Annotated in this window: 22 protein-coding genes; 7 read left to right on the top strand and 15 right to left on the bottom strand. The window is 32.7% G+C overall.

The window, feature by feature from the left end; translation table 11 throughout:
- Nucleotides 1-25 precede the first annotated feature (25 nt).
- Together NEF87_RS05095 and NEF87_RS05090 are read left to right on the top strand one after the other, a co-directional pair.
- Nucleotides 26-3,157 (top strand): hypothetical protein, encoded by a 3,132-nt coding sequence (locus NEF87_RS05095; RefSeq protein ID WP_457918931.1) that lies wholly within the window; start codon nucleotides 26-28, stop codon nucleotides 3,155-3,157.
- A 257-nt stretch (nucleotides 3,158-3,414) separates the two neighbouring features.
- The gene (locus NEF87_RS05090) at nucleotides 3,415-3,897 is read left to right on the top strand and encodes a flavodoxin family protein (RefSeq protein ID WP_371805325.1); all 483 of its coding nucleotides are present in this window, start codon (nucleotides 3,415-3,417) and stop codon (nucleotides 3,895-3,897) included.
- 20 nt (nucleotides 3,898-3,917) lie between these two features.
- Here NEF87_RS05090 and NEF87_RS05085 read toward each other — a convergent pair whose 3' ends face one another.
- Nucleotides 3,918-4,616, bottom strand: coding sequence for a TRM11 family SAM-dependent methyltransferase (locus NEF87_RS05085; RefSeq protein ID WP_457918930.1), 699 nt, complete (start codon nucleotides 4,614-4,616; stop codon nucleotides 3,918-3,920).
- 253 nt (nucleotides 4,617-4,869) lie between these two features.
- Here NEF87_RS05085 and NEF87_RS05080 point away from each other — a divergent pair, with 253 nt between their 5' ends.
- Nucleotides 4,870-5,019: a hypothetical protein gene (locus NEF87_RS05080; protein ID WP_371805323.1), complete on the top strand. Its 150-nt coding sequence runs from the start codon at nucleotides 4,870-4,872 to the stop codon at nucleotides 5,017-5,019.
- 110 nt (nucleotides 5,020-5,129) lie between these two features.
- On the opposite strand, the gene NEF87_RS05075 is transcribed toward NEF87_RS05080, so the two are convergent.
- The 3 genes from NEF87_RS05075 to NEF87_RS05065 all read right to left on the bottom strand — a co-directional run bounded on the left by NEF87_RS05075 (nucleotide 5,130) and on the right by NEF87_RS05065 (nucleotide 7,623).
- Nucleotides 5,130-6,071: a TDT family transporter gene (locus NEF87_RS05075; protein WP_457918929.1), complete on the bottom strand. Its 942-nt coding sequence runs from the start codon at nucleotides 6,069-6,071 to the stop codon at nucleotides 5,130-5,132.
- A gap of 89 nt (nucleotides 6,072-6,160) precedes the next feature.
- Entirely contained in the window at nucleotides 6,161-6,952 is a 792-nt protein-coding gene (locus NEF87_RS05070; protein WP_457918928.1) for a flavodoxin family protein, read from the bottom strand.
- Between the two features lie 44 nt (nucleotides 6,953-6,996).
- Nucleotides 6,997-7,623 carry a hypothetical protein gene (locus tag NEF87_RS05065; RefSeq protein WP_371805320.1) on the bottom strand — a complete coding sequence of 209 codons (627 nt, stop codon included), beginning with the start codon at nucleotides 7,621-7,623 and terminating at the stop codon, nucleotides 6,997-6,999.
- Nucleotides 7,624-7,880: 257 nt separating this feature from the next.
- On the opposite strand from NEF87_RS05065, the gene NEF87_RS05060 reads away from it, so the two are divergent.
- Together NEF87_RS05060 and NEF87_RS05055 are read left to right on the top strand one after the other, a co-directional pair.
- The gene (locus NEF87_RS05060) at nucleotides 7,881-8,717 is read left to right on the top strand and encodes a ZIP family metal transporter (protein WP_457918927.1); all 837 of its coding nucleotides are present in this window, start codon (nucleotides 7,881-7,883) and stop codon (nucleotides 8,715-8,717) included.
- Nucleotides 8,718-8,821: 104 nt separating this feature from the next.
- Nucleotides 8,822-9,670 carry an SDR family oxidoreductase gene (locus tag NEF87_RS05055; protein ID WP_371805318.1) on the top strand — a complete coding sequence of 283 codons (849 nt, stop codon included), beginning with the start codon at nucleotides 8,822-8,824 and terminating at the stop codon, nucleotides 9,668-9,670.
- 14 nt (nucleotides 9,671-9,684) lie between these two features.
- On the opposite strand, the gene NEF87_RS05050 is transcribed toward NEF87_RS05055, so the two are convergent.
- From NEF87_RS05050 to NEF87_RS05005, 10 genes are all read right to left on the bottom strand, one after another.
- Nucleotides 9,685-12,843, bottom strand: coding sequence for an Eco57I restriction-modification methylase domain-containing protein (locus tag NEF87_RS05050; RefSeq protein ID WP_457918926.1), 3,159 nt, complete (start codon nucleotides 12,841-12,843; stop codon nucleotides 9,685-9,687).
- 18 nt (nucleotides 12,844-12,861) lie between these two features.
- Nucleotides 12,862-15,168: an ATP-binding protein gene (locus NEF87_RS05045; protein ID WP_457918925.1), complete on the bottom strand. Its 2,307-nt coding sequence runs from the start codon at nucleotides 15,166-15,168 to the stop codon at nucleotides 12,862-12,864.
- Between the two features lie 90 nt (nucleotides 15,169-15,258).
- A complete protein-coding gene (locus NEF87_RS05040; protein WP_457918924.1) occupies nucleotides 15,259-15,741 on the bottom strand; it encodes a hypothetical protein in 483 nt (160 codons plus the stop codon).
- 95 nt (nucleotides 15,742-15,836) lie between these two features.
- Nucleotides 15,837-16,223 carry a hypothetical protein gene (locus NEF87_RS05035; RefSeq protein WP_457918923.1) on the bottom strand — a complete coding sequence of 129 codons (387 nt, stop codon included), beginning with the start codon at nucleotides 16,221-16,223 and terminating at the stop codon, nucleotides 15,837-15,839.
- A gap of 87 nt (nucleotides 16,224-16,310) precedes the next feature.
- The gene (locus tag NEF87_RS05030) at nucleotides 16,311-17,609 is read right to left on the bottom strand and encodes an MFS transporter (protein WP_457918922.1); all 1,299 of its coding nucleotides are present in this window, start codon (nucleotides 17,607-17,609) and stop codon (nucleotides 16,311-16,313) included.
- Nucleotides 17,610-17,736: 127 nt separating this feature from the next.
- Nucleotides 17,737-19,359 carry a metallophosphoesterase family protein gene (locus tag NEF87_RS05025; RefSeq protein WP_457918921.1) on the bottom strand — a complete coding sequence of 541 codons (1,623 nt, stop codon included), beginning with the start codon at nucleotides 19,357-19,359 and terminating at the stop codon, nucleotides 17,737-17,739.
- 96 nt (nucleotides 19,360-19,455) lie between these two features.
- Nucleotides 19,456-20,364: a 4Fe-4S double cluster binding domain-containing protein gene (locus NEF87_RS05020; RefSeq protein WP_457918920.1), complete on the bottom strand. Its 909-nt coding sequence runs from the start codon at nucleotides 20,362-20,364 to the stop codon at nucleotides 19,456-19,458.
- 86 nt (nucleotides 20,365-20,450) lie between these two features.
- Nucleotides 20,451-20,870 (bottom strand): hypothetical protein, encoded by a 420-nt coding sequence (locus NEF87_RS05015; protein WP_457918919.1) that lies wholly within the window; start codon nucleotides 20,868-20,870, stop codon nucleotides 20,451-20,453.
- 123 nt (nucleotides 20,871-20,993) lie between these two features.
- The gene (locus NEF87_RS05010; RefSeq protein ID WP_457918918.1) at nucleotides 20,994-21,833 is read right to left on the bottom strand and encodes a hypothetical protein; all 840 of its coding nucleotides are present in this window, start codon (nucleotides 21,831-21,833) and stop codon (nucleotides 20,994-20,996) included.
- 1 nt (nucleotide 21,834) lies between these two features.
- Entirely contained in the window at nucleotides 21,835-22,629 is a 795-nt protein-coding gene (locus NEF87_RS05005; RefSeq protein WP_457918917.1) for a DNA-methyltransferase, read from the bottom strand.
- Between the two features lie 113 nt (nucleotides 22,630-22,742).
- Between NEF87_RS05005 and NEF87_RS05000 the strand changes: the two genes are divergently transcribed.
- The gene (locus tag NEF87_RS05000) at nucleotides 22,743-23,321 is read left to right on the top strand and encodes a flavodoxin family protein (RefSeq protein WP_457918916.1); all 579 of its coding nucleotides are present in this window, start codon (nucleotides 22,743-22,745) and stop codon (nucleotides 23,319-23,321) included.
- A gap of 4 nt (nucleotides 23,322-23,325) precedes the next feature.
- Here NEF87_RS05000 and NEF87_RS04995 read toward each other — a convergent pair whose 3' ends face one another.
- Nucleotides 23,326-23,763, bottom strand: coding sequence for an arsenate reductase ArsC (locus NEF87_RS04995; protein WP_371805305.1), 438 nt, complete (start codon nucleotides 23,761-23,763; stop codon nucleotides 23,326-23,328).
- 170 nt (nucleotides 23,764-23,933) lie between these two features.
- Here NEF87_RS04995 and NEF87_RS04990 point away from each other — a divergent pair, with 170 nt between their 5' ends.
- The gene (locus NEF87_RS04990; RefSeq protein WP_457918915.1) at nucleotides 23,934-24,641 is read left to right on the top strand and encodes a V4R domain-containing protein; all 708 of its coding nucleotides are present in this window, start codon (nucleotides 23,934-23,936) and stop codon (nucleotides 24,639-24,641) included.
- Nucleotides 24,642-24,670: the final 29 nt, after the last annotated feature.

Raw genomic sequence — 24,670 nt, 5'->3', positions numbered from 1 at the left:
ATCAATTGAATGTTGAGTTGTAAAAATGATAAATGATCGTTCTACTTATAAAAGTGGTGTAAAAATCGCATGGATTTTAATTTCTATGGGGTTATTACTAGGGGGTATTGCAGGAATCAATCAAGATGTACCTCCAAGTTCTGCGGACGGATGGGTTTATCCCTTTAGCGAATTATCATCTCCAAGTGATTCAATCATGATTGAGGATGTAAACCAAGATGGAATAAACGATTTATTCTATTGGATTAATCCATATTATAATAGCTGGGATGAAAATTCTGGGAAAGTTCAACACCAAACCCAAACTGCTATAATTGATGGTGCCACCGGAGAATTAATTAGGTATAGGGCTTATTCCGATTTTCAGAATTGGACTATTTCCCCAAGCTTGCCGACAAGTCTCATTCGTACTGCAAATAATGATGTGATTGCTTTAGCTTCTGTTGGAATTCCTCATCTTTCAGAAAATCAAGATGGTGATGAATCCGATCAAAATAACATTGAATACTATTATGAAATTAATACTGCAGCTACAAATCAATTTCATCTGTTACACATCGATATTGCTACCCTCGATATTGATTTTAAATTAAATGTTTCATCTTTGGGTGAAGAGGGAGTCAATTGGGATCTATTTAATCTCAATATAAATTATTTAGGAAATAATTCTCAAAATGTTCCTAATTCTACATATTCTGAAGATGTGCTAATTATCGAAAACACCTTTGAATATCTTGATGATGATTCTATAAAAGTTATGGATTTTATCAATCCCGAGACACTTGAACCAATATCTCAAATTAATTGGAATAGTGTGGGTCCATTCTACTACAATATTTCTGACGGACAAAATATTAACTATGAATTTAAAGGAGCTTTTTGTAGAATGCCTACAAATGAACTCCAAAATCATTGGAAATATCCCTACTACTATATGTACTATGTTGATCGAAATGCACCTAACTCTACAGCATTCTTTTTAACAAAATTATCTCAATTACGATCTGGGCCTATGAATGCGACATCAAATTCATGGCTCTTTTATAATTATACCCTATTTGATTCCATGGATCCAGAAATTTTAGAAATTGAAAACATTTGGGAAAGAAATGCGTATGTTTCATTCAATGCGACTGGAGATCCCACGGGAATAACCCATATTTTTCAGGCAGTAGATGAATATGATCTCGGATTAAATTCAAAATATCGTGAACAGTATCCTTCCTTTAATGACGGTGATCCAAATATAAATGAGAACCAGATGTTTCAAGCAATAAAAATGTCACAAATTGTATCTCTCAATATCCAAAGTCAGCAAAAAACTTTCGAGATCATAAGCTTTAGGGAAGGGGTTCTTTCGGATAATCACGAGCCTCCAAATTCTACTAATGAATGGGGGGTATGTGTTGGAATCCTTCCTATTATTTTGGAAGGTGGATCTGATCAAACAACTTCCTTTGCTTTGATTTTCTCTAAACAAGATCCTCGGATAGTAAGCATTTCTGATAAATTAATGCCTGTTGTTGCTGGTGATCTCTTCTTTTTATCAAGTGAATATGCGGGAGTTGTTGTAAATAGTTCGTTTTTGACCCTTTTCGATATAACCCCTATTTCCTTTGAATGTCCTAATCTGTTTGATATATTTTATAGTAGCTTATTGTATGAAAATTCTGTTGGTTATAATTTCAATATTGATTATGATATTGATGGGGATAAAAGCACTGATATTTTGATCCCAGGGATTATTTTTCAAGATTCTGATTTTCTTTATGATAATAATGGTCCATATTTTACCATAACCCAAAAAGAGGTAATAAATCAATCATTATATATGAATTTTGAGTCAGAATGGTTTATTTATAACAAAATCTCCCCACTTTCTGACGCAGATGGTGATGGTGTTGGGGATCTGTTACTTCAAAATCGCTATGTCATCTTCAATCGAGAAATGGAAATAATAGAACAAAATGAACTGCTTCAACAAGCAACCAATCCTGCTACAAAAGGCATTTTTATAACTGGTGCAATAATGCTCTTCTTTGGGTTATTAGTGCTTGTTTTAGATACAATATTACTCAGAAAAACAAAGATCAAATTTACAATACCAAGCAAAAAAAGATTTATTATCATGGCATTTCTTGCAGTTGCAGCAGTAGCTTTACTATATTTTACATTGCTCTTAATGATTCAAACCATTGAAAATAATCAATCTATTCAATTCGGACAAAGTCCGGAACAAATTGCTATCACCAATTTTACTCGGAACTCGGGTTTGGTCACATTCACATTTTTCTCGACATTATTCATCAGCGCTGGCCTTTATATTTTGCTGGCACCGAGGATCTCCAGTTGGATCATTATTTTAAATCAAATTTTCCATGCCAAAAAGGAGGGTTTCAAAGCTTTTAAACGAAAAGTGCCGTTGGACGATCAAGCTTTAGAAGAATCGAAAAATATCAAGTATAAAATGATTATTATTCCACCTTTTGGGAGAAATACTGGAGTTGGGGGATTAATCTCACGTATTTTATCTATTATTGCACTCATCCTCTCAGTTGGATTGATGTTTTTTGATTATACAAATCAATATTTCAATTCTAATGTTGGAAACATTGCTACAATTACTGGATTAACTGATAGTAATTTTATTGAATATATTGGTGGATTCTTCATATATTTAATAATTCCAGGTTTAATAGCGGTGCCGTTCTTTTTCTGGCTTATTCCTACTTCTTGGTTATTAGATGATGCGGGAATTCTATTTTATACCAAGGATCTAAAATCCACCCAACCCGAAGATGTTGAGTCTGTGGGCGGTTGGTTTTCAAATTACTTGAAAGGATTTTTAGGAATTGGAGCCATTTTCAGTTATATCCGGTTTATTCAAGGATCTCCGATCTTAGCTTCTATCCAAAACTTTCCAAGGAACGTTCGTTTTAATGTGATCTTCTTTATTTTTGGATTTTGTATTATTGCTGGGTTTGCCTGTGGAGTTCTTGCTGTCACCATGCATGAGTTAACCCTATCTTCCAATGTTAGTCGATTATATAATTTCTTAGATCAACGCAAATTTAACATTCATCGACAAGAAATTGTATTCAATCAATTTGAAGAACTATCAGAAGAAGTAACCCTCGCGGGATATAGAAACGAATAACCATATAGCGGAGTGAGTGTTGTGATAACCGCAAAAAAGAAGTCATGAAGCGCTTCTCTTTTTTATTTTATTTTATTTATTTTACATTAAAACCTTTCCTTCATTTTCTATGCTGGCTTAAAACAGTGTGTTTGATCATAAATAGGCAGTATCCAATCCAAAATTATTAGAACAGAATTCTTAAATTAAAAATGGTATTTTTTCTTATACAACTAAATCCGCATGTTCATAGGAGACAAAAATCAGAGCTTCTTACTATGGGAAAAAAAACTGCAGTTGTTTATTTTTCATTGACAGGCCATACCCAAGCTGTTGCTGAAATTGTTCAAGAAGTTCTAGATGCAGACATCATTGCACTCAAACCAATAAAAAGTCTCAATTCAAAGAGTTCGATGAAATTTGTGTGGGGAGGCTATCAAGCGAAGATGAATAAAACTCCCGATTTGGAACCTTATGAATTTGATGTAGAGAAATATGGCTTTATTATCCTTGGATCACCAGTGTGGGCCTGGACGCTTTCTCCTCCCATGCGAAGTTTTCTTAAGCAACATGATTTGACCAATAAAAAAGTTGCCTTTTGGATGGGGAGTATGGGACCAAAGAAAAAAGCTGCTGAACGATTTAAAAAAGCCCTTCCTGAATGTAATTTAGTCGGTGAACTCCATTTGCAAGGTACTCATGAAGAAAACTGGGGTGAAAATTATCGAAAAGCCAAAGAGTGGGCGCAAACCCTTCAGTAAAGCTTATTTTTTTTATTTTGTTACAGTGAGTTCTTTTTTGAATTACTCTCTTCTCTCTTGTGGAATACGAGTAAATAGCTATGATCATATCCATATCCATAGATGCCTCGATTCTCTTTTAATTCTTCTCCTTCCCAGCAGATGATAAATTCTCGTTGAAGGTCCATAAATTTTCTTAATCGACCCGCAATATCCCATGCTAATGTCGTTAATTTTCCTTCAGCATACAAATTAGCCACCTCAACAAGACAATTTCCTCCCTTATTCATAAAAGGTTCCAGTTCTTGGAAAATCATCTCCAATTTATTTAAGTATTCTGAATAATTGGATTTTGATTGAAAGTTATCAAAAGGGCTCTCTTGTTCAAATGAGTTCATATAGGGTGGAGATGTGAGTAAAAGATCGAAGTTCTTCATCGCAATCGAAGATAAGTTTGTGATATCTCCATGGATTATGGATTCCTTTGTATTGAGTTTTGAAGTAATATAATCAACGCGTTGTTTGTCAATTTCAACACCAAAGGAAGTTCTCTTCATTTTTTCTGCAATTAGTAGCGTGGTTCCAAAACCTGCAAAAGGATCAAAAATTATATCGTTTTGCTTGGAAAAGGTTTTTAGACAATACTCCACAAAACGTTCAGAATAGCGGACATCATCACTCGAAAATTCAGATGGTAGAGGCTCAGATAATGAAATTGGGAGAGATAAGATTGTAGGCATATAATTAGAAATGTTCATTCCTTTATTTGACTTGCTAAACCAAGCGCTTCATACAATAACCAGTGAGTGAAATTTTTTGACAATAATACCTATCAAAAGATACACTAAATCAATGTTTGAATAAATAAAAAAATAATCAATCAAATAATCACTTTTTTTGACAAAGGGGGGTGATTTTGGTATATTTTCCAATAAACTTGTCAATTATTTACAAACTATCAGATATATATGCTCAGATTTTCTTTATTTTTGTATGATCGCCTCAAACCAGACAGTGATTGATAATTTTGAAGGAGAATTAGCTGGACACCATGAAGTTGATCACGCGTTTTCTGAACAAAATATGGCATTTCATGCTCTTCAATTACTTCACAAGATGGAAGAAGTGTATTATTGGCACTAATGTTGTAGCAAGACCTATTTTAAAATGCACTTATACCTTAATGAAGCTTTAGATTTTCTTTATATTTACAATTTTGCCCCTCATCTTATATGAGAGTTTTAATCAATTTCCTAGATTTGTCTGCATATTTCTTCGCGTTTGAAGTTTTTACTCAAGATCAAATAATAAAGCAGATATCGAATTCCGACATATGTAACAACCAAAGAAGTAATTCCGTATTCTATCAATCCGATTACCCAAACAAAACCTCCCCAGTTATTTCCTGAATTTGTTAAAAATTCCGCGAATTTCAACATTGCAATAGCACTTATAACCAGCGGGAAAGTGTAGGCAGAAAATCCTGGATTAAATTTTAGTTTTAGAAGCTTGAAAAGTAGGGCATAGACTACTAAGATCATTAGAAAAGAGAGTGGTGCTAAGATGTAAATAAAAATAGGGTTTATAATCGTAGTGAGAGAAATATAGCCTGTTAAACAGAGACTTGCTGGTGCAGCTAAAATTGCAATGGTTGGTTTTTTTGGAGTGGGAATCTCCCCTAACTTTAATCGGAGTAGTACACAAGCAAGAATAATTAGGTAATTAATGAAACCAAAATAAAAGACAATTTCACACATCAGAGGAAAATTAAACATTCCTCCACTTACACAAGCCACAATAATCCCTACAGGAGGAATAAAGTAACTGGGAATCCAATTTTGGAAATTGAATTTTTTAAAGGTATTGAACAGAAAGCTAATCAGTAACAATATATGAAAAGAAACAGCACTTATCCATATTATAGTTCCTGCCGTCAAATTGATTCTCCCAACATAAGTTGCTAATATCATCCAAGCCATGCTATATGTGGGAAGAGTGGAACTATATACCGGGTGTTTTAAATCTTGGACAAACGCTGGAAAATTTAAAATGATTTTTGAAAGGTAAATTAATAAAATAAACGCTGCCAAAATTCCAAGCATATTCCCTGCTATTGAACTGAAATTTAATGTTAAAGATCCCAAACTTGCGAATCCTAAACCTAATCCTGTGATGGGTGCAGGAATTTTTGCCATTTGTTCTTTCAAATTATTCCCTTTATGAAAATTTTGCTACAATTATCTGAGTTTTAATAGAGATTTCTCTGGAAACTTTACCAATGGCGTTATTTCATCTTCCTTTTTTCATTCTTGGCAATACGGATTTTCACTAAAAAAGCTACGAATTTTGCCATTGTGAGAGTAATTGGATTTAAGTAAATTTTATAGAAATAGTTTTTTTCAAACCACCCTTTTTTTTCCCAATAATTATAATCTTCAGGGCTTAGATCCCGGGTATGGTTGACTAAGACTTTGAACAAATGAAAGAAAATCAGATTTTCTAATTTTGGAGAATGTTTTTTGTTTTGAATTATGGATTGGAGAAAGATCAAAGACAATTTCTTGATTTTTTTCATATATTTGCTTCTTTTAATTTCATTTTGTTCAAACCCCTTTACCTTAATTCCAATAGTCCCCACTACATCAAATCCCCATTGCGATACTGTTTTAGAAAGATAATGGGATACACTTTTGATTCCGGTTTCAAGGGTAGAAACAATTATTATGGCTTTTTTTCCAAAAAATCTCGGTCGATGTAAAAGATAGGCAAGATGATCGATGAAATTTTTCATTAGTCCAGAGACATTATCCACATAAACTGGGCAAGAAATGATTAATCCATCTGCATTATCCAATGATTGAATTATAGGATTAATTTTCTGGTAATCCTTGCAGAATTTTTCACCTTTTTTCATACATTGATAACACCCATTACAATTATCTTGCAAAATCTTTTGAAGAAAAATGTCTTGATATTCGATGGAATTTCTTTCTTCATCCATTATTTTTTTGACAAGTGAAGTATACTCGTATGAATATTTCTTTCGTGGGCTTCCAAAAATTGATATTATTTTCATTTTCGTCAATTTCCAATAAGTTAAAAAAATGAGGGAATGCTATACTATTCTCGTTTTTTAAAGTCTAGTTTTCCCTTAAACCCTAAAAACATGATTAAATTAATCACAATTATAAGAATAACATTATAGATTTCAGGAATATCCACTCCGGTGATGATAATTGTCATGAATTGAATAGTTGGAATCAATATCCCTAAAAATAATCCCAAAAGAGGAGACATTCGCGTTTTGAAATAATAAAATCCAAAAATGATTAGAGTGATAATGCAAACAAGTCCAGAGATCCCATTAGTAATTAGATTAACTGTTTCTGTCATTTCCCAATTTTCGAATACTCCTGCTTGGCTTAAAGCAATATAGAATAGACTGTATACTATTCCTATTATTCCAATCGGTTTCGACCATTTCAGCTTTTGAATTAAAGCCATCCCTGCCGCGAGTAAGAAGAAAAGAAAACCAATTGAGATTCCAAATGAAACTGGGAGATATTTTGTATCCGTTATTCCAATAAATAAATAATTAATCGCTGAAAGCATAAAAAATGCAAATAATGTGATGAAATAAATTTGTTCATCCTTTTTATTTTCACGTCTCCGTTCAATGAAATGATGAAGATTTAAGGACACTATTCCCATTAGTAATATTGCGAATATTAAAACTGCGATGTTCATATCTTTCTTAGTGAGAATGTTGTTTATAAAGCTTAGGTTTTTGCTAATCTCTTATAATGGAATAAAAAAAAGTGTTCTTTCTTAGATCTATTAAATGCAGTTGTTTTTCTAAATCGATGCGATTGTAAATGGACTCCTTAAAGTGATTTATTGAGTCTAAAGATCCAAAAATATGGAAGAAAATAGAAAAATTATGAAACTTATCAGAAATTTTATTGTATGGAAACATTAATGAAGGTTATCAGAAAATTTATTCTATGGATTGGAATATTATTTTGATTGGAACTCTCGCCTCTCTTGGAGCAGGTTTAGCAACAGGATTGGGGGCTCTTCCAGTGTTCTTTAAAAAAAACATTTCCGATAAAGCCCTTGATTTATTGCTCGGGTTTGCTGCAGGTGTGATGTTAGCAGCCTCTGCTTTTAGTTTACTGGTTCCTGCTTTAAATTTATCTGCAGAAGATGGTGGAGCGCCTAATTTCAATTCTGAAAATTTGCAAAACTTATGGACTGTTGGAATTGTTGTTATCGGGGTCCTAGCGGGTGCATTTTTTATAGATATTATCGATCGCTGGGCACCTCACGAACATTTTGTTAAAGGTCCTGAAGGGAAGGTTTCGAAACGACTTGCTGCTACTTGGTTGTTCATCATAGCAATTACTATTCATAATTTTCCAGAAGGATTAGCTGTAGGGGTGAGTTTTGGAGGTGGAGATGTATCTCAGATTGCCATGGGGCTAGTTGTGGCTATTGCAATTGGATTACAGAATATTCCTGAAGGAACTGCCGTAGCGATGCCATTATTGCGTGAAGGTTACTCTAAAAAGAAGGCATTTTTGATTGCGACATTTACGGGGATTGTTGAGCCTGTTGGTGCTTTCATTGGAGTGGCTGTGGTAAATATTGCTCGTTTCTTCTTAGGATTTGGAATGGCGTTTGCCGCGGGGGCAATGATTTTTGTTGTGGCGGATGAAATCATCCCTGAAACCCATGGGAAAGAGCATTCTCGCCAAGTAACTTTTGGAATTATCTTTGGATTTGTAATTATGATGTTTTTGGATAATTTCATTGAGCCCGTTCTTACCACAATATTGTAATATAAATTTTCTCCACTTTTTTTTTTCATAGCATTTGATTTTTTTTCACTTTCCTTTTTTCTCTCAAGGGATACTCCTTTATATCTATGAACTAATTGTAATCTATGAGATCTCTTAAAGGAAAAACAATTTTTATCACAGGAAGTTCTCGGGGTATTGGAAAAGCAATTGCTATGAAGGCTGCTGCTGATGGAGCCAATATTGTGGTAATTGGAAAAACGAAAGAACCCCATCCCAAATTACCCGGGACCGTGTATACTGCCGCTGAAGAAATAAAACATGCTGGAGGGGAAGTTTTACCCATTATTGCCGATGTTCGGTTTGAGGATCAAGTACAAAATGCAGTAGATAAAACCATTGATGTTTTTGGTGGGATAGATATTTTAGTGAATAATGCTAGTGCAATCAGTCTCACTTCAACGATTGCAACATCCATGAAGCGTTTTGATCTAATGTTTTCTGTTAATGTTCGGGCAACGTTTATGACTTCGAAATTATGTATCCCCCATTTGAAGAAAGGATCGAATCCTCATATTCTAATGTTGTCTCCACCTCTATCCTTAGAGCCACAGTGGTTCAAGAATAATTTAGCATATACAATGTCAAAATATGGAATGTCCATGAGTGTGCTAGGATTAGCAGAAGAATTAAAGGATGATGGTATTGCCGTTAATTCTTTATGGCCTCGTACTGCCATTGATACTGCTGCTGTGCGAAATCTTCTTGGAGGAAAAGCTACTGCAAAAAGGTCACGAAAGCCCGAGATTGTAGCGGATGCCGCCTACTATATTCTTACTGAATCTAGTCGAGAAGTAACTGGAAATTTCTTCATCGATGATGAAGTATTAATGAAGAACGGAATATGCAATCTGGAACAATATTCTGTCACTCCCAACTCAAAGCTTATGCGTGATTTCTTTTTATTAAGTGACGGGGAAAATTATTGTGAATAAAGTCTAAGAAATAATTAAATCACAGATAAATCTTCTTCAATAAGATTTATCTCTTTTTTTGTGAGTCCATATATTTCATACACGATACCGTTGCTTTGTTTTCTCAGTTGACAGATTTTATCATAGTATAGATTAAATTGAATTCCAAAGTTATTCAAATCTTGGATTAATAATTGTTCTTGCTGAATACTTAAAGATTTAATCGCATTCTTTTCTAATTCCTTAAGCAGTGTTTCAATAGTTATTGAGGGAAATTTAAGCATCTTTGGAGTAATCCTTTTCAATAGGATTCGGGATTGCATTGAAGTCCAATATTCTAGTTTTAATTCATAAATTTTCTGGGTCCATTTTATTAACTCTTTCGATACATGTATAAGGTTATCTTGCAATACTTTTGAAGTCATTTTTATTGGCAATTTTTTCGCATTTTGAATCAAAATTTTTTGGAACAAGATTTTTGTGGTATCTAGGAATTTATTTTTATGATAAAATGTCAAAAGGTCTGAATTCAATAATCCAAGTAAATATTCATACTGAAAGTGCTTTTGGGATTTGAGGATAAGATTAAACGCTACTTGAGTATTATACAAAGCTTGGTTTTCAACAAGTCCTGTTAATATATGAGGGGGGTTTCCACTTAAAATCTGGCGGATGACAAGATGTTTTGATTTAAAAAACCTTTCTTCTCGTTTAGCTCCAAGCCATGGACCATAGCGGATGAACTGATCACCACTCCAAAAAACACCATAGGGAACAATATCTCCACCTTTTATAAGTGGTTTGTATTCATCGTTTATTTTGGTAGGTGAGTGAAAGACTTTTTTCTGAATTTGCTCTTTAGTATGACCGCAATACTTATCATAAGGGGTTATACCTAATGAGATTTCGCAGATTGCATCATAATTTGTAGAAGAAATTCCTAATAACGGGGAATTACGTTCTATTTTTTCCAACAATGTCTGAGTTAAATTATCAATCAATAAAAAAGGGGCTGTATCTTGATGTGATGTTGATTTTTCTTTTGATTTTTTGTTGGTATCTAATTTATTATGACTCCATCTTTCCGTATTCATGAAAAAATGCTTTTTAGCAAAAGATGGTGCAATGTGGTTTAGAGGAATTTCTCGTGGAAAAATTACTACCTCACATTCTGTATCTTTTTTGTGAGATTTGTTAAAAATGAGAAGGATGGTTTCCACACGTGCATCAGCAAAAACATTATCCGGCATTTTAATGATTTTACAGATTTCAGTGGAATCTAAGAGTTTTGAACGAATTAACTTATATGAACTATTATATAGAATCGAATTGGGGATAATATAACCAAAATATCCTGTAGATTTTAGTAATTGAAGTCCCCGTTCGATAAAGGTAGAATATAGATTCATTCGATTATGAGACGTTGAATATTTTTGAAAAATGTATTGGCTTTCTTCTGACGATAATTTTTTGATATCAATGTAGGGAGGATTCCCGATAATCACATCAAATCCTCCTGATTCTACAATTGAAGGGAAATTTTGTTCCCAATCAAAAGAACTCTTTATAAATCCTTCATCTTGGTCAAATAAGGAATTTCCACTTTTTAGATTATTATTCCAATCGGAATTACATCCCCTTGTCATTTTTAAGTCCAAGAAGATAGATAATTTGGCGAATTCAATCGCTTTCTGATTCAAATCTACACCAAAAATGTTATTTGAGTAGATGTTTGATTTATTTAAATGAGAAAAATTTTTTAATTCATAAAAACAGTAGGGTGATAGTTGATTATATTCGAGATCCGTGTCTATTTGGTCATAATTTTGCTTTCTTTGTTCTTTTTTCGGAGATTTCTTGAATTTTTCGATTTGTTCCTCAATAATTGCCAAAATTTCTGTTGCCTTAATTAGAAATGCTCCCGCCCCGCATGCATTATCCAAAATTTTTATAGAATCTATTTTGTTTTGGAGTGTTTCTATATCGTTTTCATGTTCAGCAATCAATTGTTCAATCGTCTCTGTATTTTTCTTAGAAAGATAAGGAACTATCGTTTTTCGTGTTAAAAAGTCGGTAACATATTCTGGGGTATAAAAACTACCTGAATCCTTTCTGAATTGATTATTTTTTTTAATATTTGTTGTGAATATTTCAAAAGATTGCTCGAATAGGGTACCTAATTGATGAAGTGTTATTTTTTCTTGATAGAAATATAATGAAATTGACACCAATTTCTGTATAAGGGGGTTATTATCGAAAACTTTGATCGATTTGGGGAGAGAATATGATATTTTTAGTATTGAAAATTCTCGGTTATTTTTTAAAAATGTGTGTTGTTTATCTTGAAGTTTAAACATTTTTAATAAAGATTGAAAAAACAAAGTGGAGTTTTGAGATTGTTTCCATTTTTTCGAGATGAGATGTTGAAGATCTGCGCTGCTTCTCGTCTTATTCACATTTTCATAATTATCCATAAAAAAAAATAACAAAATTCGGTTTAGAAATGTATTCGCCAGTCGAGATACATTTTCTTTCGGTATTTCACAAGTCTTTGCAAATTCGTCTTTTAACATAATTCGAGTTTCATGAATCAAGTGATAAAATTTTCTTTGCTTCTTTTGCTCTTCCAAAATTGCTTTGTTAAGTAAAACTTGCATTCTTTTTTTTCCAGATTGAGTTGTCAGAGTGAAAATCCCGATAAATATTTTAAAATTATCTTCGTCATGGACAATATCAGTAAAATCCAGAAATTGGGTTTTATATTTTCCGAAGCCATAGACCATTAAAAGAAAAAATCTGCCATCCGTTGCTATTCCAAATTGACAGGCTGAAATTTTTAGAGTATTCCAAAGGTTATTTGTGAGTTTTGTTTTGATTTGGGAAGGAGATTGGGCTGAATAGGATGGTGTATTTTCACTAAAAAATGCATTTTCCACCAGAAGCTCAACATCTAACGGGTATTTTAAAGTTCCATGATAGTATTTTGAACTTGTAAAATTCTCAAAACTTGAGGAGATATTTAGCTGTAATATGTTATTTAATATCAAACTTGTAAAATTTTGTAGAAATGTAATAGTATCACGATTATTTTGGTTTAATTTTTCTAACCACAGAAAAGCAATTTTTCTTTGTTCTTGGGAAATCAGAATATCCTTACAAATTTCCTTAAGGTGCTTTTCTTTGAAAATTGCCATCAATTATCTACTTACTTGTCATTTTGTAAAAAGATTTTTCAATTTTACCTGAATTTCACTTAAATTATAAGGTTTCACTAGTACATCTTTAAAACCATATTCTTGGTAATTTGCCATTATAGGATTATGAGAAAATCCACTTGAAACTAAAGCTTGGACATTGGGATCTGAAACAATTAGTCGTTGGATAATTTCTTTACCTCCAATACTGCCAGGAATTGTTAAATCAATGATGGTAAAATCATATGGAATACCCGTCTTTAATGCTTGTTCATAGCGATTTATTGCAGAAAACCCATCATGTTCAACATCTGACTTTATTCCAAATTTTTGGAGCATTTTCTGCATCGTTTTACAAACAATTACATCATCATCAATTATTAAAGCGCGCTTTTTATAATTTTTGAAATTTTCATTAGAAGATAAAGGAATATTTAAATTAATTTTCGTAAGTGGGATGTAGACGTAAAATGTAGTTCCTTGTCCTAATTGAGAATCAAATTTAATATATCCTTGATGGTTTCGAATTATGCTGTAACTTGATGCCAACCCTAATCCATTTCCGGTATCTTTTGTGGTAAAGTATGGTTCAAAAACTCGATTTGCATATTCCTTCGGTATTCCTTGTCCTTCATCTGAAATAGAAATTTGTGCATAGCCGTTACTTGTTCTGGGCATTGTACTTATAGGGGCTGAATCAAATTTTTCTATGGTAATTGAAATATTTCCTCCTCGAGGCATCGCTTGCATCGCATTAATGATCAAGTTGTTGAATACTTGTTGGATTTGGCTTGCATCCATATCTGCCCAAAAAGTATTGGCGGGTTTTTTATACTTAATTTTGCAATTTGACCCGGGTGTGACGAGTTGCAATGTTTGTTCCATCAAATCTGCCAAATTTCCCACCTTCTTTATGGGTTTTCCACCTTTTGAAAATGTTAATAATTGACTTGTTAAACCCCTTGCTCTATTTGTTGCTTTCTCAAGATCTGCCAGACATGATTTTGTTTCTTCATCTAATCCTTCGGACATTTGCAGTAAGCTAATATTTCCTACGATTCCTACTAATATATTGTTGAAATCGTGGGCAATTCCTCCTGCCAATATATTAAGGGATTCCAACTTTTGTGTTTGGAGCCATTCCTTTTCTATTTGTCTTTTAGCTGTTAAATCTTCAAATATGAATAATATCTGATTTTCTATTAAAGAAATTGTACAAAATAATTGGATAGGAGAAATGTCATTTCCTTGAAACGTTAGTTCTGTTTTATAATCTTGGTATTTGATAACGCTTAAAACTTCATTCCAGCGTTCTTTGAAATTTTCTCTTGTTAAAAATTGATCTTGAACTAAAATTTCACTCATAGATATTAAATCATCTATCTCCAAATTTTCAATATCGGTTAATTTCAACATATCCATAATTTTTTGGTTTAAAAATTTAACAGAACCAATTACTGAAATGATCATGATTGGAAATGGAGCTAAATTGAACATCTTTTGAAATAAAAGATCTTTCGCCCTTAAATCATCTTGAGCTTGTTTTATATGTGTGATATCGTTGATATTGCAAAGAATTTCATAAGTTTTCCCATTTTCATCTACTAAAGGTACCAATTTGTATTGAACGTAGGATTTAATACCCCATTTTGATACATATTCTGTTTCTGCGTTAATTTCAATCTTCTTCTGAATGCACTCCGCTAATTTCTGGGAAAAACCAATTTTTTTTAAAGGTGGAAAATTAAGAAGATTGATTTGTTTTGTTTTTTCATGGGAATCGGAACCAAGTATTTTTAACAGTCTATTATTAGATGTTAATATTTGCCCTTGATTATCACAAGTAAGAATCCCTACTGGAGCAAACTCAAAAATTTCACGGAATTTTTTTGCTGTGTGTTTTAACTTCAATTCAGCATTTATCTGATCCGATATATTCAAGATGATGATTTGATCGGCGATTTTTCCATTAATATGAATTTTCTCTGAGTATTGTCTAACCCAATACTTAATACCTGTTTTAGACATCAACCGGAATTTCATGTTTGGAAAATCTTTTTCTTGGTCCATTTGAATTAGACTTAAATCATCCGGATTAACTTGCTGGTTGGCTCGATCCAAATCCCATGTCATAATTTCTTCTACAGAATATTCTAGAAGATCTGCTAACCATTGGTTAACAAAGGTTATTTTTTTGTTTTGTACGATCATTAATCCCAATGCGGCCATCTCAGCAATGTTTCGATATTTTTCTCTTGATTCTACGAGTTCTTCAATTACTTCCTTTAGTTCATTAATATCTGTTGATTGCTTGAATGGACACATTTTGGTTTTCTCAATGATCTAATGAATATTGAACCTAAAACCTTTGAGAAAAAATACTGATTTGTCGAGAAATTAGTTCCTTTCTTGGTTTTATAGTAGGGTGTAATATTTTTTAACCCAAATCATTATTACAATTGAAAGGCTTATTCCAAAAATGGGAGGGATAATTAACTTTAAGAGATATGGTGCTCCGTTTAATATAACATCAACGTACACCAAAGCTGATCCATAAATTAAAATTCCCGATGTGAAGATACCAGAAATAACCACCCATTTTTTCAATTTTTGGAACCCAAATCCAGAAATAATTGTTGCTGGTGCTGTGATCAACATATCTGTTATGTATAATTGAAGATCTGTTCCTGCTGGTGCATTAAATATTGGACCATCTCCCCATCGGTAAAGTGCTCCAACTATCGCAAAGATACCGGTTAAATATAGCGAAATCGAGAGAATTTTTGCTTGCTTCATATATTTTGGGGTATTATCGTCAATAGTTTCGGAAGAAATAGTAATTTTGTCAATATTGATATTGCTGATTTGATTTTCTTGGGTAATTAGATCTAGACTCATTATATAAATTGTAGAAGATATGAAATATCAAAAAAATGGAGTCCAAAATTTGGCTTCTGGGAGTTTTAAAGTTTATTCTTCTTTTGGGAACTAGATTATTCTAAGTGAGATTTTTTCAAAATACGATTCATTAGTGTTGTGGTAATGAGATCATTTAATAATCCCCAAACAATTCCCGCAAAGAAATACATGATCTCTATTCTTTGTTGTAACAGTCCAAAACTTATGGACACAACTGTCCCTAAAATCGCTCCTCGAACGACTGAATTTAATCTTGGCTTATTTTTTAGAAGAAACCATTCCCCCGCAAATCCTATCAACATCCCCATTATTACTCGATTATACCATGCTGCTAAAAGGTAAATGGTTGCGTTGGGATTTGGATTAAGTGGCATACGTTGGGATTGACCTATGATGCAAAAAATTCCTAAAATCGCTCCCATACCCGTAGCGATTAAAACGCGTTTTAGTTGGTTTTTCATTTGAACATCGTTTAATTTTTAGCTTGAATCAAAATAAAACTGTCGACTTTTTGCCATAAATGAATTGATGGAAAAAGTAATAAAAAATTATTCGGGGTTCAATTCGTTTCGTGCTGAAATAGATTTCCATTTTTTAGGAACATGGTTTATTGATTTATGCAACTGTTTAGAATTCACCAGTATTAACAATGCAATTAGCATAAAAACCCAGCTCACAGAGGTAAACCATTCAAGAGGTAAAAATGTTAGTAAGGTACCTCCAATTAGCGGCCCTATGATTTGAGCAAATGTATCTATTGAAGATGCGATGCCTTGAACTTTTCCACGTTCCCAAGGATTGGCTAAATTACTGATGAAAGCACTTAAAGATCCTCGGGTGCCACTAGTTGCAAAACTATTTAAGATTAACATTAGGACAAAGTGAATTTCATTTTTCACAAAGGCAAACAGTATAAATTCTATCAGATATATAATAAATCCAACTAGAGCAATTCGATATTCACCTAGCTTTTTTAATGCGGGCATATAGACCGTATATCGGATCAAAATTTGTAATACGGCCGTTCCAGCTAAATATATACCCATGGTTTGAGGTCCTAAACTCAATTTTTTTAGAGCAAACATGGCAATATTTGAAACAATTGTCATAAAACCAAACGAAGAAAAAGCTAATATTAATAGTGATTGAACCAATGCTTGATTGTGATGCCAAGGTTCACGTGTCTTTTCATCAATCTCCAAATTTGGTTTTTCTTGCCTTTTTTCAGAGCTTGATTTTATGGGGGGTTCTAACAGATCATTGGATTTAGTTTTTATTGGTGCAGTTTCGGGTAATTTAAGGAATGTTATCGTTAACGTATAAACAGATGTAAATGCTGCTGCTAATCCAGGGCCCATCAATCCAAAATTGACATATAAAAATCCTCCTAAAGCGGGACCAAATAAGTTAGCCACATTGTGAGCAACTCCAATATTCGTCATTTGCTTTGCCATATCTTTTGGTTCTACGACATCATTTATCACTGCTTTAGCAATTGGGAAATTTCCTCCAAAAATTCCATCAACTATCCGAGAAAGAATTAGCATCCAATAGTTATCCGCGAAGGCTAAGAGCAAAAAACCCGCAATAGTGCCCATTTGTGCCAGATTTAACAGTTTTTTACGACCATATTTATCTGATAGTTTTCCCCAAATAGGTGCTGAAAGAAAGGAAAACAATCCATTCGTTGCAGAAATTACACTTACTGCCAACGGTGTAATTCCTAAGTCATCTGCAAAACTTGGTAAAACTGTAATTAGAATAGAAAAACCAATGATATCACTAAATACTGCCATCCATAGAGGTCGAATTTTGGCATATTTTGATGGTTCTCGTTTCGTTTTCATATAAAATAAAAAAAGAATAATTCAACAATAACTTTTGGAATCGCAAAATACTTGTCAAAATTAGACAAAAAAAACAAAAATGATTTATTTTTGATGCAATCGCTTAAAAAAACCTGCATTATTTGCTTCATTGCAAATTCCTTTTTTGCCAATAGGCTCCAATCAATTCACTTTCATTTTTTTCAACTAAGTGTTTGTATACAAAAACTGCTCCATCGGGATAGAATTGGATTTCATTGAAAGAATGATTATCTACTTTTACCGTGTTGTTAGAGGAGATGGAGCCACAATATGATAGGATCGATTCTTCACATTGTAAGCTGAAAGCGGAATTATTTTTGCCCATACAAATCAGATTAATATTGTTTTTGACATCTGTAAAATTTTTTAACACACTTCCTGCATCTGTCAAAATAGCATCAAATTTTAATAAAGGAGGGGGAATAAGCCGATGATTAAAAGCCACAATGTTTATCTTAGAATCATTCGTATTCATGAAGTTTTCACATGTTTCTCGCATATGTTTTCTTCCCACCCGTCCACTTGATATATGAGCATCTACCGTGTTAATCCCAATAATTCGGGATTTTGAATCTTCATAATGTGGATCCAAATTCCCAAACCATTTTTCATAACGATCCCAACCATACTTTGTTAAATCTTTGAATCCTGGGAGTATAATTTTTGGTAAGTGTAAATTTTGAAAACAATTCTTCGCGATAGCATAATCTTCATCTTGATTGTTTGCAGTTACACTTCCAGTGTGAATTAATAAATCTGGTTGGACTTCTTGTATTTGTTGAAGTGCGCTTTCAAGAATCTGTTTATTATAAGAAATTTTTCCAAAATGGGTGTTTCCCGTATGAATTATTTTTAGAAATGGTTGTTCTACACGCGGTTTTGGTGTTTCAAATTTATAATTGATGTATTTCCATCTTTCAGAGTATGATCCATCTAAAAGCTGCTTGGTGGTAAATTTTACTGTTCGATCGTTGATATCCATTATTGTGTAACTAAATAATTCGCGATACCGGGTTTTATTAGAAGACAAAGTACCACAATTGAAAATAACGAGATCACTATCTCCGTCTGTACACGTGTAAGTATTTGAAATATGTCGATGGCCATTCAGAATTATATCAACATTGGTTTTTAAGGCCATATCTAGTACATCACCACCATCAAAAATTGCAGATCGTTCCCTACCCGTATAGGGGATTGGAATCAACTGATGATGAAAACAAAAGATTTTGAGTTTATTCTGATTATTATAGAAGGCATTTTTACTGATATTAATTAATTTTTCTCCAATATGCCCCGCATCTTGATCTGGGATTGAGCTATCAACCCCCAAAACATAAAGGTTTGGTTCTTGAATTTCAAATGTACGCGATTTGAATAGCTCTTCGAATAATAAGTATCCTACATTACGAGCATCGTGATTTCCGGGGATAATATGAAAATTTTCATCCGTAAATTTCCGAATCAAATCCTTTGCAACTTGATAATCTAAATAGGTACCATCATGAGTTAAATCTCCTAAATGAATAATATAATCTACATCCCGAATTTGGGAGATTTCCTCTATCCCTTTTCGAAACATCATATTATTAAATGCAGAAGATTGATTGCTTGAAATATGAGTATCGGAGATCAATATAATACGTTTTGAGAAATGAGTGGGTAAATCTGTTGGTATCTTTTTTTCATACCGTTTATATTCAGTGATGGGAGTTAATGGAAAGTTCATTAGATAAACTTTTTAGACCAATCATTCCCAATAAATGTTTACGTAGAAGCACAATTTTCGGAATTAATAAAAAAAAACTTCTTCTTGAAAAAAAACTTATATTTGTAAAAACGCTTCCAAATTGCGTTTGAAAACAGGGAAAAAATACTCTACCCCTTCCTCGTCTACAATGTCAAATATGGGGCCAAAAATTCGTTGAAATTCATCTTTGTCCGCCCTATTCAAAATAAGATCAACTGATTTTGCAGATATGTCATCAAACTTCCGTAAATTTTGAATTGCTTTTTTGTTACCTGGACATGGAGCTTGACACCTCATACACCCCATCAAAGCATTATGAGCCTTTTTGTTGATCCAATCTGGTATTTCTCCAGGAATTTCATTGTAAAGAGGCAAGCACTTTTTAACATCAATAACCATTTCTTGAGGTCGAATTGCTCCTGTTGGGCAATTATTCAAGCAAATATTACATGTCTTACAATATTTGAGCATTTCCATTTCCTTCCAATCATCTTCGGCAAACTCATAATCGGTGAAAAATGCAAATAAGTTATAGAAACTTCCCATTTCGTCAACATATGTTATATTATTTCGGCCGTATTTTGCTAATCCACTTCGAACTGCTAACATTTTAAGATGGAGTCTCGTTCTAACACAATTATATCCTATTTCTTTAATTATATCATTTTGAATTATATCGATTAATTTTTCCATTGGAGGACCCATATCGTAGTAATTTTGGGGGACAAATGCTTTTCTAACAGTTGAATTATGATGTATGTCAATAGTTCCCAATTGGGATGCAACAGCCATAATAACTATTGATTTAGCATTTGGTAGGTCTTTTGGTGCATTAAATTCCATATAATCAATATAACGATGAAAAGTTTTATTATCGCTTATCAAATTCCTCGATTTTAAATCATTCATGAAAGCGAGTAATTCGGGGAGATGTGAAATCGACATGGTTTTATATTTGTAAAACAAGGATGGGGAAGTGCTCATATGCTTGTAATAATGTGTTCAATATTTTTATTCATGTTCAAATTTTTAATGGTTGGAGTTCACTACTTTTAGGGCAAAATCATTTTTTAATGGAAAGATGGAAAAAGTGCTAAAATGAGTTTTAATTCTTGATTTAATTCTGTATTTGTCCCTTTTTCATTAGTAAGTACAATAATTTTAATTTTTGAACTTAAAATATGGGTGTAAGTCGCAAATTGTTCTGTTTTGATAAAAGTTCGGGAAGAAATAAATGAGAGTGCTACTAACCAAGCTTTAATACCATCTTGGGCAATATCTTCATGAATCAATAACCCATGGTGATCTACTACGATGGTAGCTGCGAAGCTGCTCTTAAATATTTCTCGTACCATTTCGGAAAATGAAACTAGTTCCTCATAAGAAATAAGATCATTGGAAGGAAGACACTCATAATTACCAAGTTTTTGTGAATCGTTTAAAATTTCGGCAAGACGAAGGGTTATTTGCAAGGATTGGTCTGTGCTCATGGGTGCTTCAACATTTAATATGAAAAAATTTGCTATTTAATTTAAAGATTTTAGAAATATTCCAATTCCATGGGATAAATAAGAAGATTGCCAGATTTTTGTTGCTAATATTGCACTCATTTATCATTGGTTAAAGCAGAAACAATTTTTGCGAATTTTATGACAAGATCTTAAAAAATTGTCCCAAATATCATTTTTCAAAATCAAAACAACATCTTCCTGAAAAGAATATAATTGAATAAGCTGTTTGTAATATTCTAATTCACAAGAAATACTCTTTTCATTTTCTAATTTTTCAAATTTTGGTAGATTTGGATACCAAATCGACTTGGTTGCTGACAGAAACTCATCTCGAGAAATTGTATCAGTTTTCTCAAAATTCCTGTTTTTATTTTTTTTTTCGCGCTTCATCCTTTCTTTAGAAGCAATGATTGCAATCTTGTATTTATTGGATATTGGGTCTGTCGATTGTTCCATTATTCCCTGTTCTTCAACTAAAACAATATTTCCCCGCAGAAAAAAGTGTTGTTTTAACAAAAATTTAGTTATTCTCGCATGTAGAGGAACATAGAACGGTGATTTCTCATCAATTTTGATGATATTGCAAACGATTATAACTATTCTCCCTCCGGTTATCAATTTTTTATTAAGTTCATGAATTCTCTCGGAATACTTTTCCAATTTGAGATTTAATGATTCTGTTGATTCAATCATCCCCAAGTTTACTTCAAGAATTACCAAATGGATGCTTGATGGAGGAATTTTATTAATCAGATTCGAATAAGAATGTTTTTGCATAGGATTAATATTTAATCTTAAAAATTCTTTTGAATTTTCCACAATGTCGTGTTTTGAAGAGAAATTTATCGTTTCATAAAGACGTGAAGCATAAAATGCAGAAGAATCATGACTTTCCCGTTTTGAAACTCCAAAATCTTTTGTTCTTGTTCGTTTCCTTGCCATTCTATTTTTTCTCCCATTTCTGTACAAATTCAAGAATTCTTCGATTAGCTGCTTGAATGTAATCTAAATTAGTATCATACCCCACAAAATTTCTTTTAGCTATAATCGCTGCAATTGCAGTTGATCCTGAACCCATAAAAGGATCCAGTATGAGATCATTCTTCTTTGAATACATTTGGATCAAGCGATAGGGTAGTTCTACTCGAAAGGGGGCGGGATGGTTCACTTTTTTAGCACTTTCTGCTCCAAAAGTCCAAATATTTGAGTATAGTTCTTTTTCAGTCATGGTGCTTTTTTTTCCATCCAAGAAAGGTAAATATTCAATGTCTTTTGACTGGTTGACTCTGCATTTATCAGAATTGGATTTTTTTTTTTGAGCAATAATTATATATTCATGGACATCACGTAATGTTGGATTTGATGCTGAAAGCCAACTTCCCCACGCACAACTTCCACCTGCACTCGCTGCTTTGTTCCAGATGATTTCATTCAAAATTGTATACTTTAAATCAGTTAAGATTTCGATAATATAGCAATCAAGCGGGATGTAAGGTTTCCTTCCCAAATTTGCAACATTTAAACCAATAATTCCTCCTGGAGCTAATACTCGTAGAGTTTCTCTTAACACTTCAAAAATTAAGGTTAAATATTCATCTAAATTCAAATTTTCATCATACTGTTTCGTGACGTTGTAAGGTGGCGAGGTTATCATTAAATCAATGGATTTATCCGCTAATTGATGCATATTCCGACTATCTTGGTTAAAAATGTGATTTAAATATTCAATTGCACTCATGACTAATTGTTATTTCTTTTAATCAAATATTAATGATTGCATAAGGAAAAGTTATGCAGATTTTATTAATTAAGAGGAAAATTAATTTATAAGAATTTTGTTTAACTAGTATCATGACCCAAATCTTAATTATTAATGGAAGTCCACGGCTTAGAGGAAATTCAGCCTACATAAGCAAATTACTCAAACAAGGATTTGATGAAGCAAATTTCACTTCCAAAATTCTCGTTTTAGATAAATTGTCTATCAACCCTTGTAAAGCGTGTGATAGTTGTATTCGATCTGGAAATCTAAAATGTATACAAAAAGATGACATGTTGCCTCTCTATTCTGATATTCAAGATTCATCTTGCATTATTTTTGTTTCACCCATTTATTGGTTTTCTGTATCAGCTCAAACGAAACTTTTTATGGATCGTCTCTATGCTTTTCATACCAAAGAAGGATTTAAATTGTCTGAAAAAATCATGGCTGGGGTATTAGTTTATGGGGATGAAGATGTTGTGCAATCTGGAGGTATAAACGCCGTTCGGTCCATGCAAGATACTTTTTCATACTGTAAAGCTCGATTCAAGAAAATTATTTTTGGTACTGCTATGGATCCCGAAGATGTGAAACAAAATTATCAATTTATTGACAGAGTTGGAAAGTTCAATGAAGAATTAATTGCTGAAATTAAGTCTTCATCTTAGTTTTTTATTTTTCATAAAGCGGTCTATTTATTTTTAGCCAATTTTGAATTCGAGTATTAATAAAATCACGGACTTCGCGAAAGTTTGCGAGTTGCATCCCTTCTGAACCTTGAAATGCTGCTGGATCCTCAAACCCCCAATGAATTTTTTCTTTAATTCCAGGAATTATAGGACAATTCCTATCCGCATTTGCACAGACAGTGATTAAAATATCAAAATTGATTTTGTTTAGATATTCTGTAATATTTTTGGATTTTTGTGTTGAGATATCAATTCCTATTTCGTTCATAACTTCAATTGCATGGGGATTTATACCTTCAGCTTTCAATCCTGCACTATAAACTTCGAAAATATCCCCGCTATGGTGGCGCATAAGGCCTTCGGCCATTTGGCTGCGAGCGGAATTACCTGTACAAAGAAAAATAAGTTTTGGTTTGTTCATAATTCAATTTTACATAATGATTCCTTAGGTGAAATAGATTTGACATATGGTACAAATGGAATCATTAGGTAAAAACGTAGAAAATTTAATATTTTTGAGAACAAAAATCCCATTTTTAAGAAATTTTGTTAAAAATAAACTTTTTTACCTTCGTGTTTCTTAGTTTTGATATGTTTAAATATACTAAAGAGAAACGACAGGTGAAAGTATTTTGTCCGAATTGTCAACAAAATATTACTTTTGAAATTCCTTCTGAAGTAATGCATAAGGATCATAAACATTTTCCATTTACTTTTCGTTATATCCATGGAAATCCTACTCACAGTATCACACTATACATTGATAAGAATCTGGATATTCGGGGGAAAGAATTTGGTGATAGCATTGCTTTATCTGATGAAATCATTCAAAATATGTTTCAAGATCGAAATTTATCACGAGATTCAGATCCGGGGGTCATTTTACAATCCATTTTTAATACTTTTACAACAGTGATTGATGCTCGTATTCCTGAAAGTTCAAAAATTCATTATGATGTTGGATTGAAATTGGGAAAAAATTTCGAGGGATTTTTTGTATCTCGGGAATTAAGTGATTTGGTTTATGAATTACAAAAATTTTGGAAACGCAATGGCTTTGGTCGAATTGAAGAACTAGATTTTAAACCCGGAGAAATACTTTTTAATGTTTATAATTGTTTTGAATGTTCACATATTCCAGATTTGGGAAGGACTGTATGTAAACTTGATGAAGGATTTTTATCAACGTTATTTTCAAATCGCTTAAATTCTCAATTTGAAACGTCAGAGCTTGAGTGCTATGCTACGGGAGAAGATCATTGTCGATTTTCTATTAAGGAAATTGGAAGACAGTTGTAATTGAACCTTTCTCGATTACTTTTTTATTT

Origin of the sequence: Candidatus Lokiarchaeum ossiferum (assembly GCA_025839675.1) — an archaeon.
In the GTDB taxonomy this organism is placed as follows: domain Archaea; phylum Asgardarchaeota; class Lokiarchaeia; order Sigyniarchaeales; family Promethearchaeaceae; genus Lokiarchaeum; species Lokiarchaeum ossiferum.
Note: the sequence above shows the minus strand (reverse complement) of the source record. Positions and strands in the feature narration are given on the sequence as shown.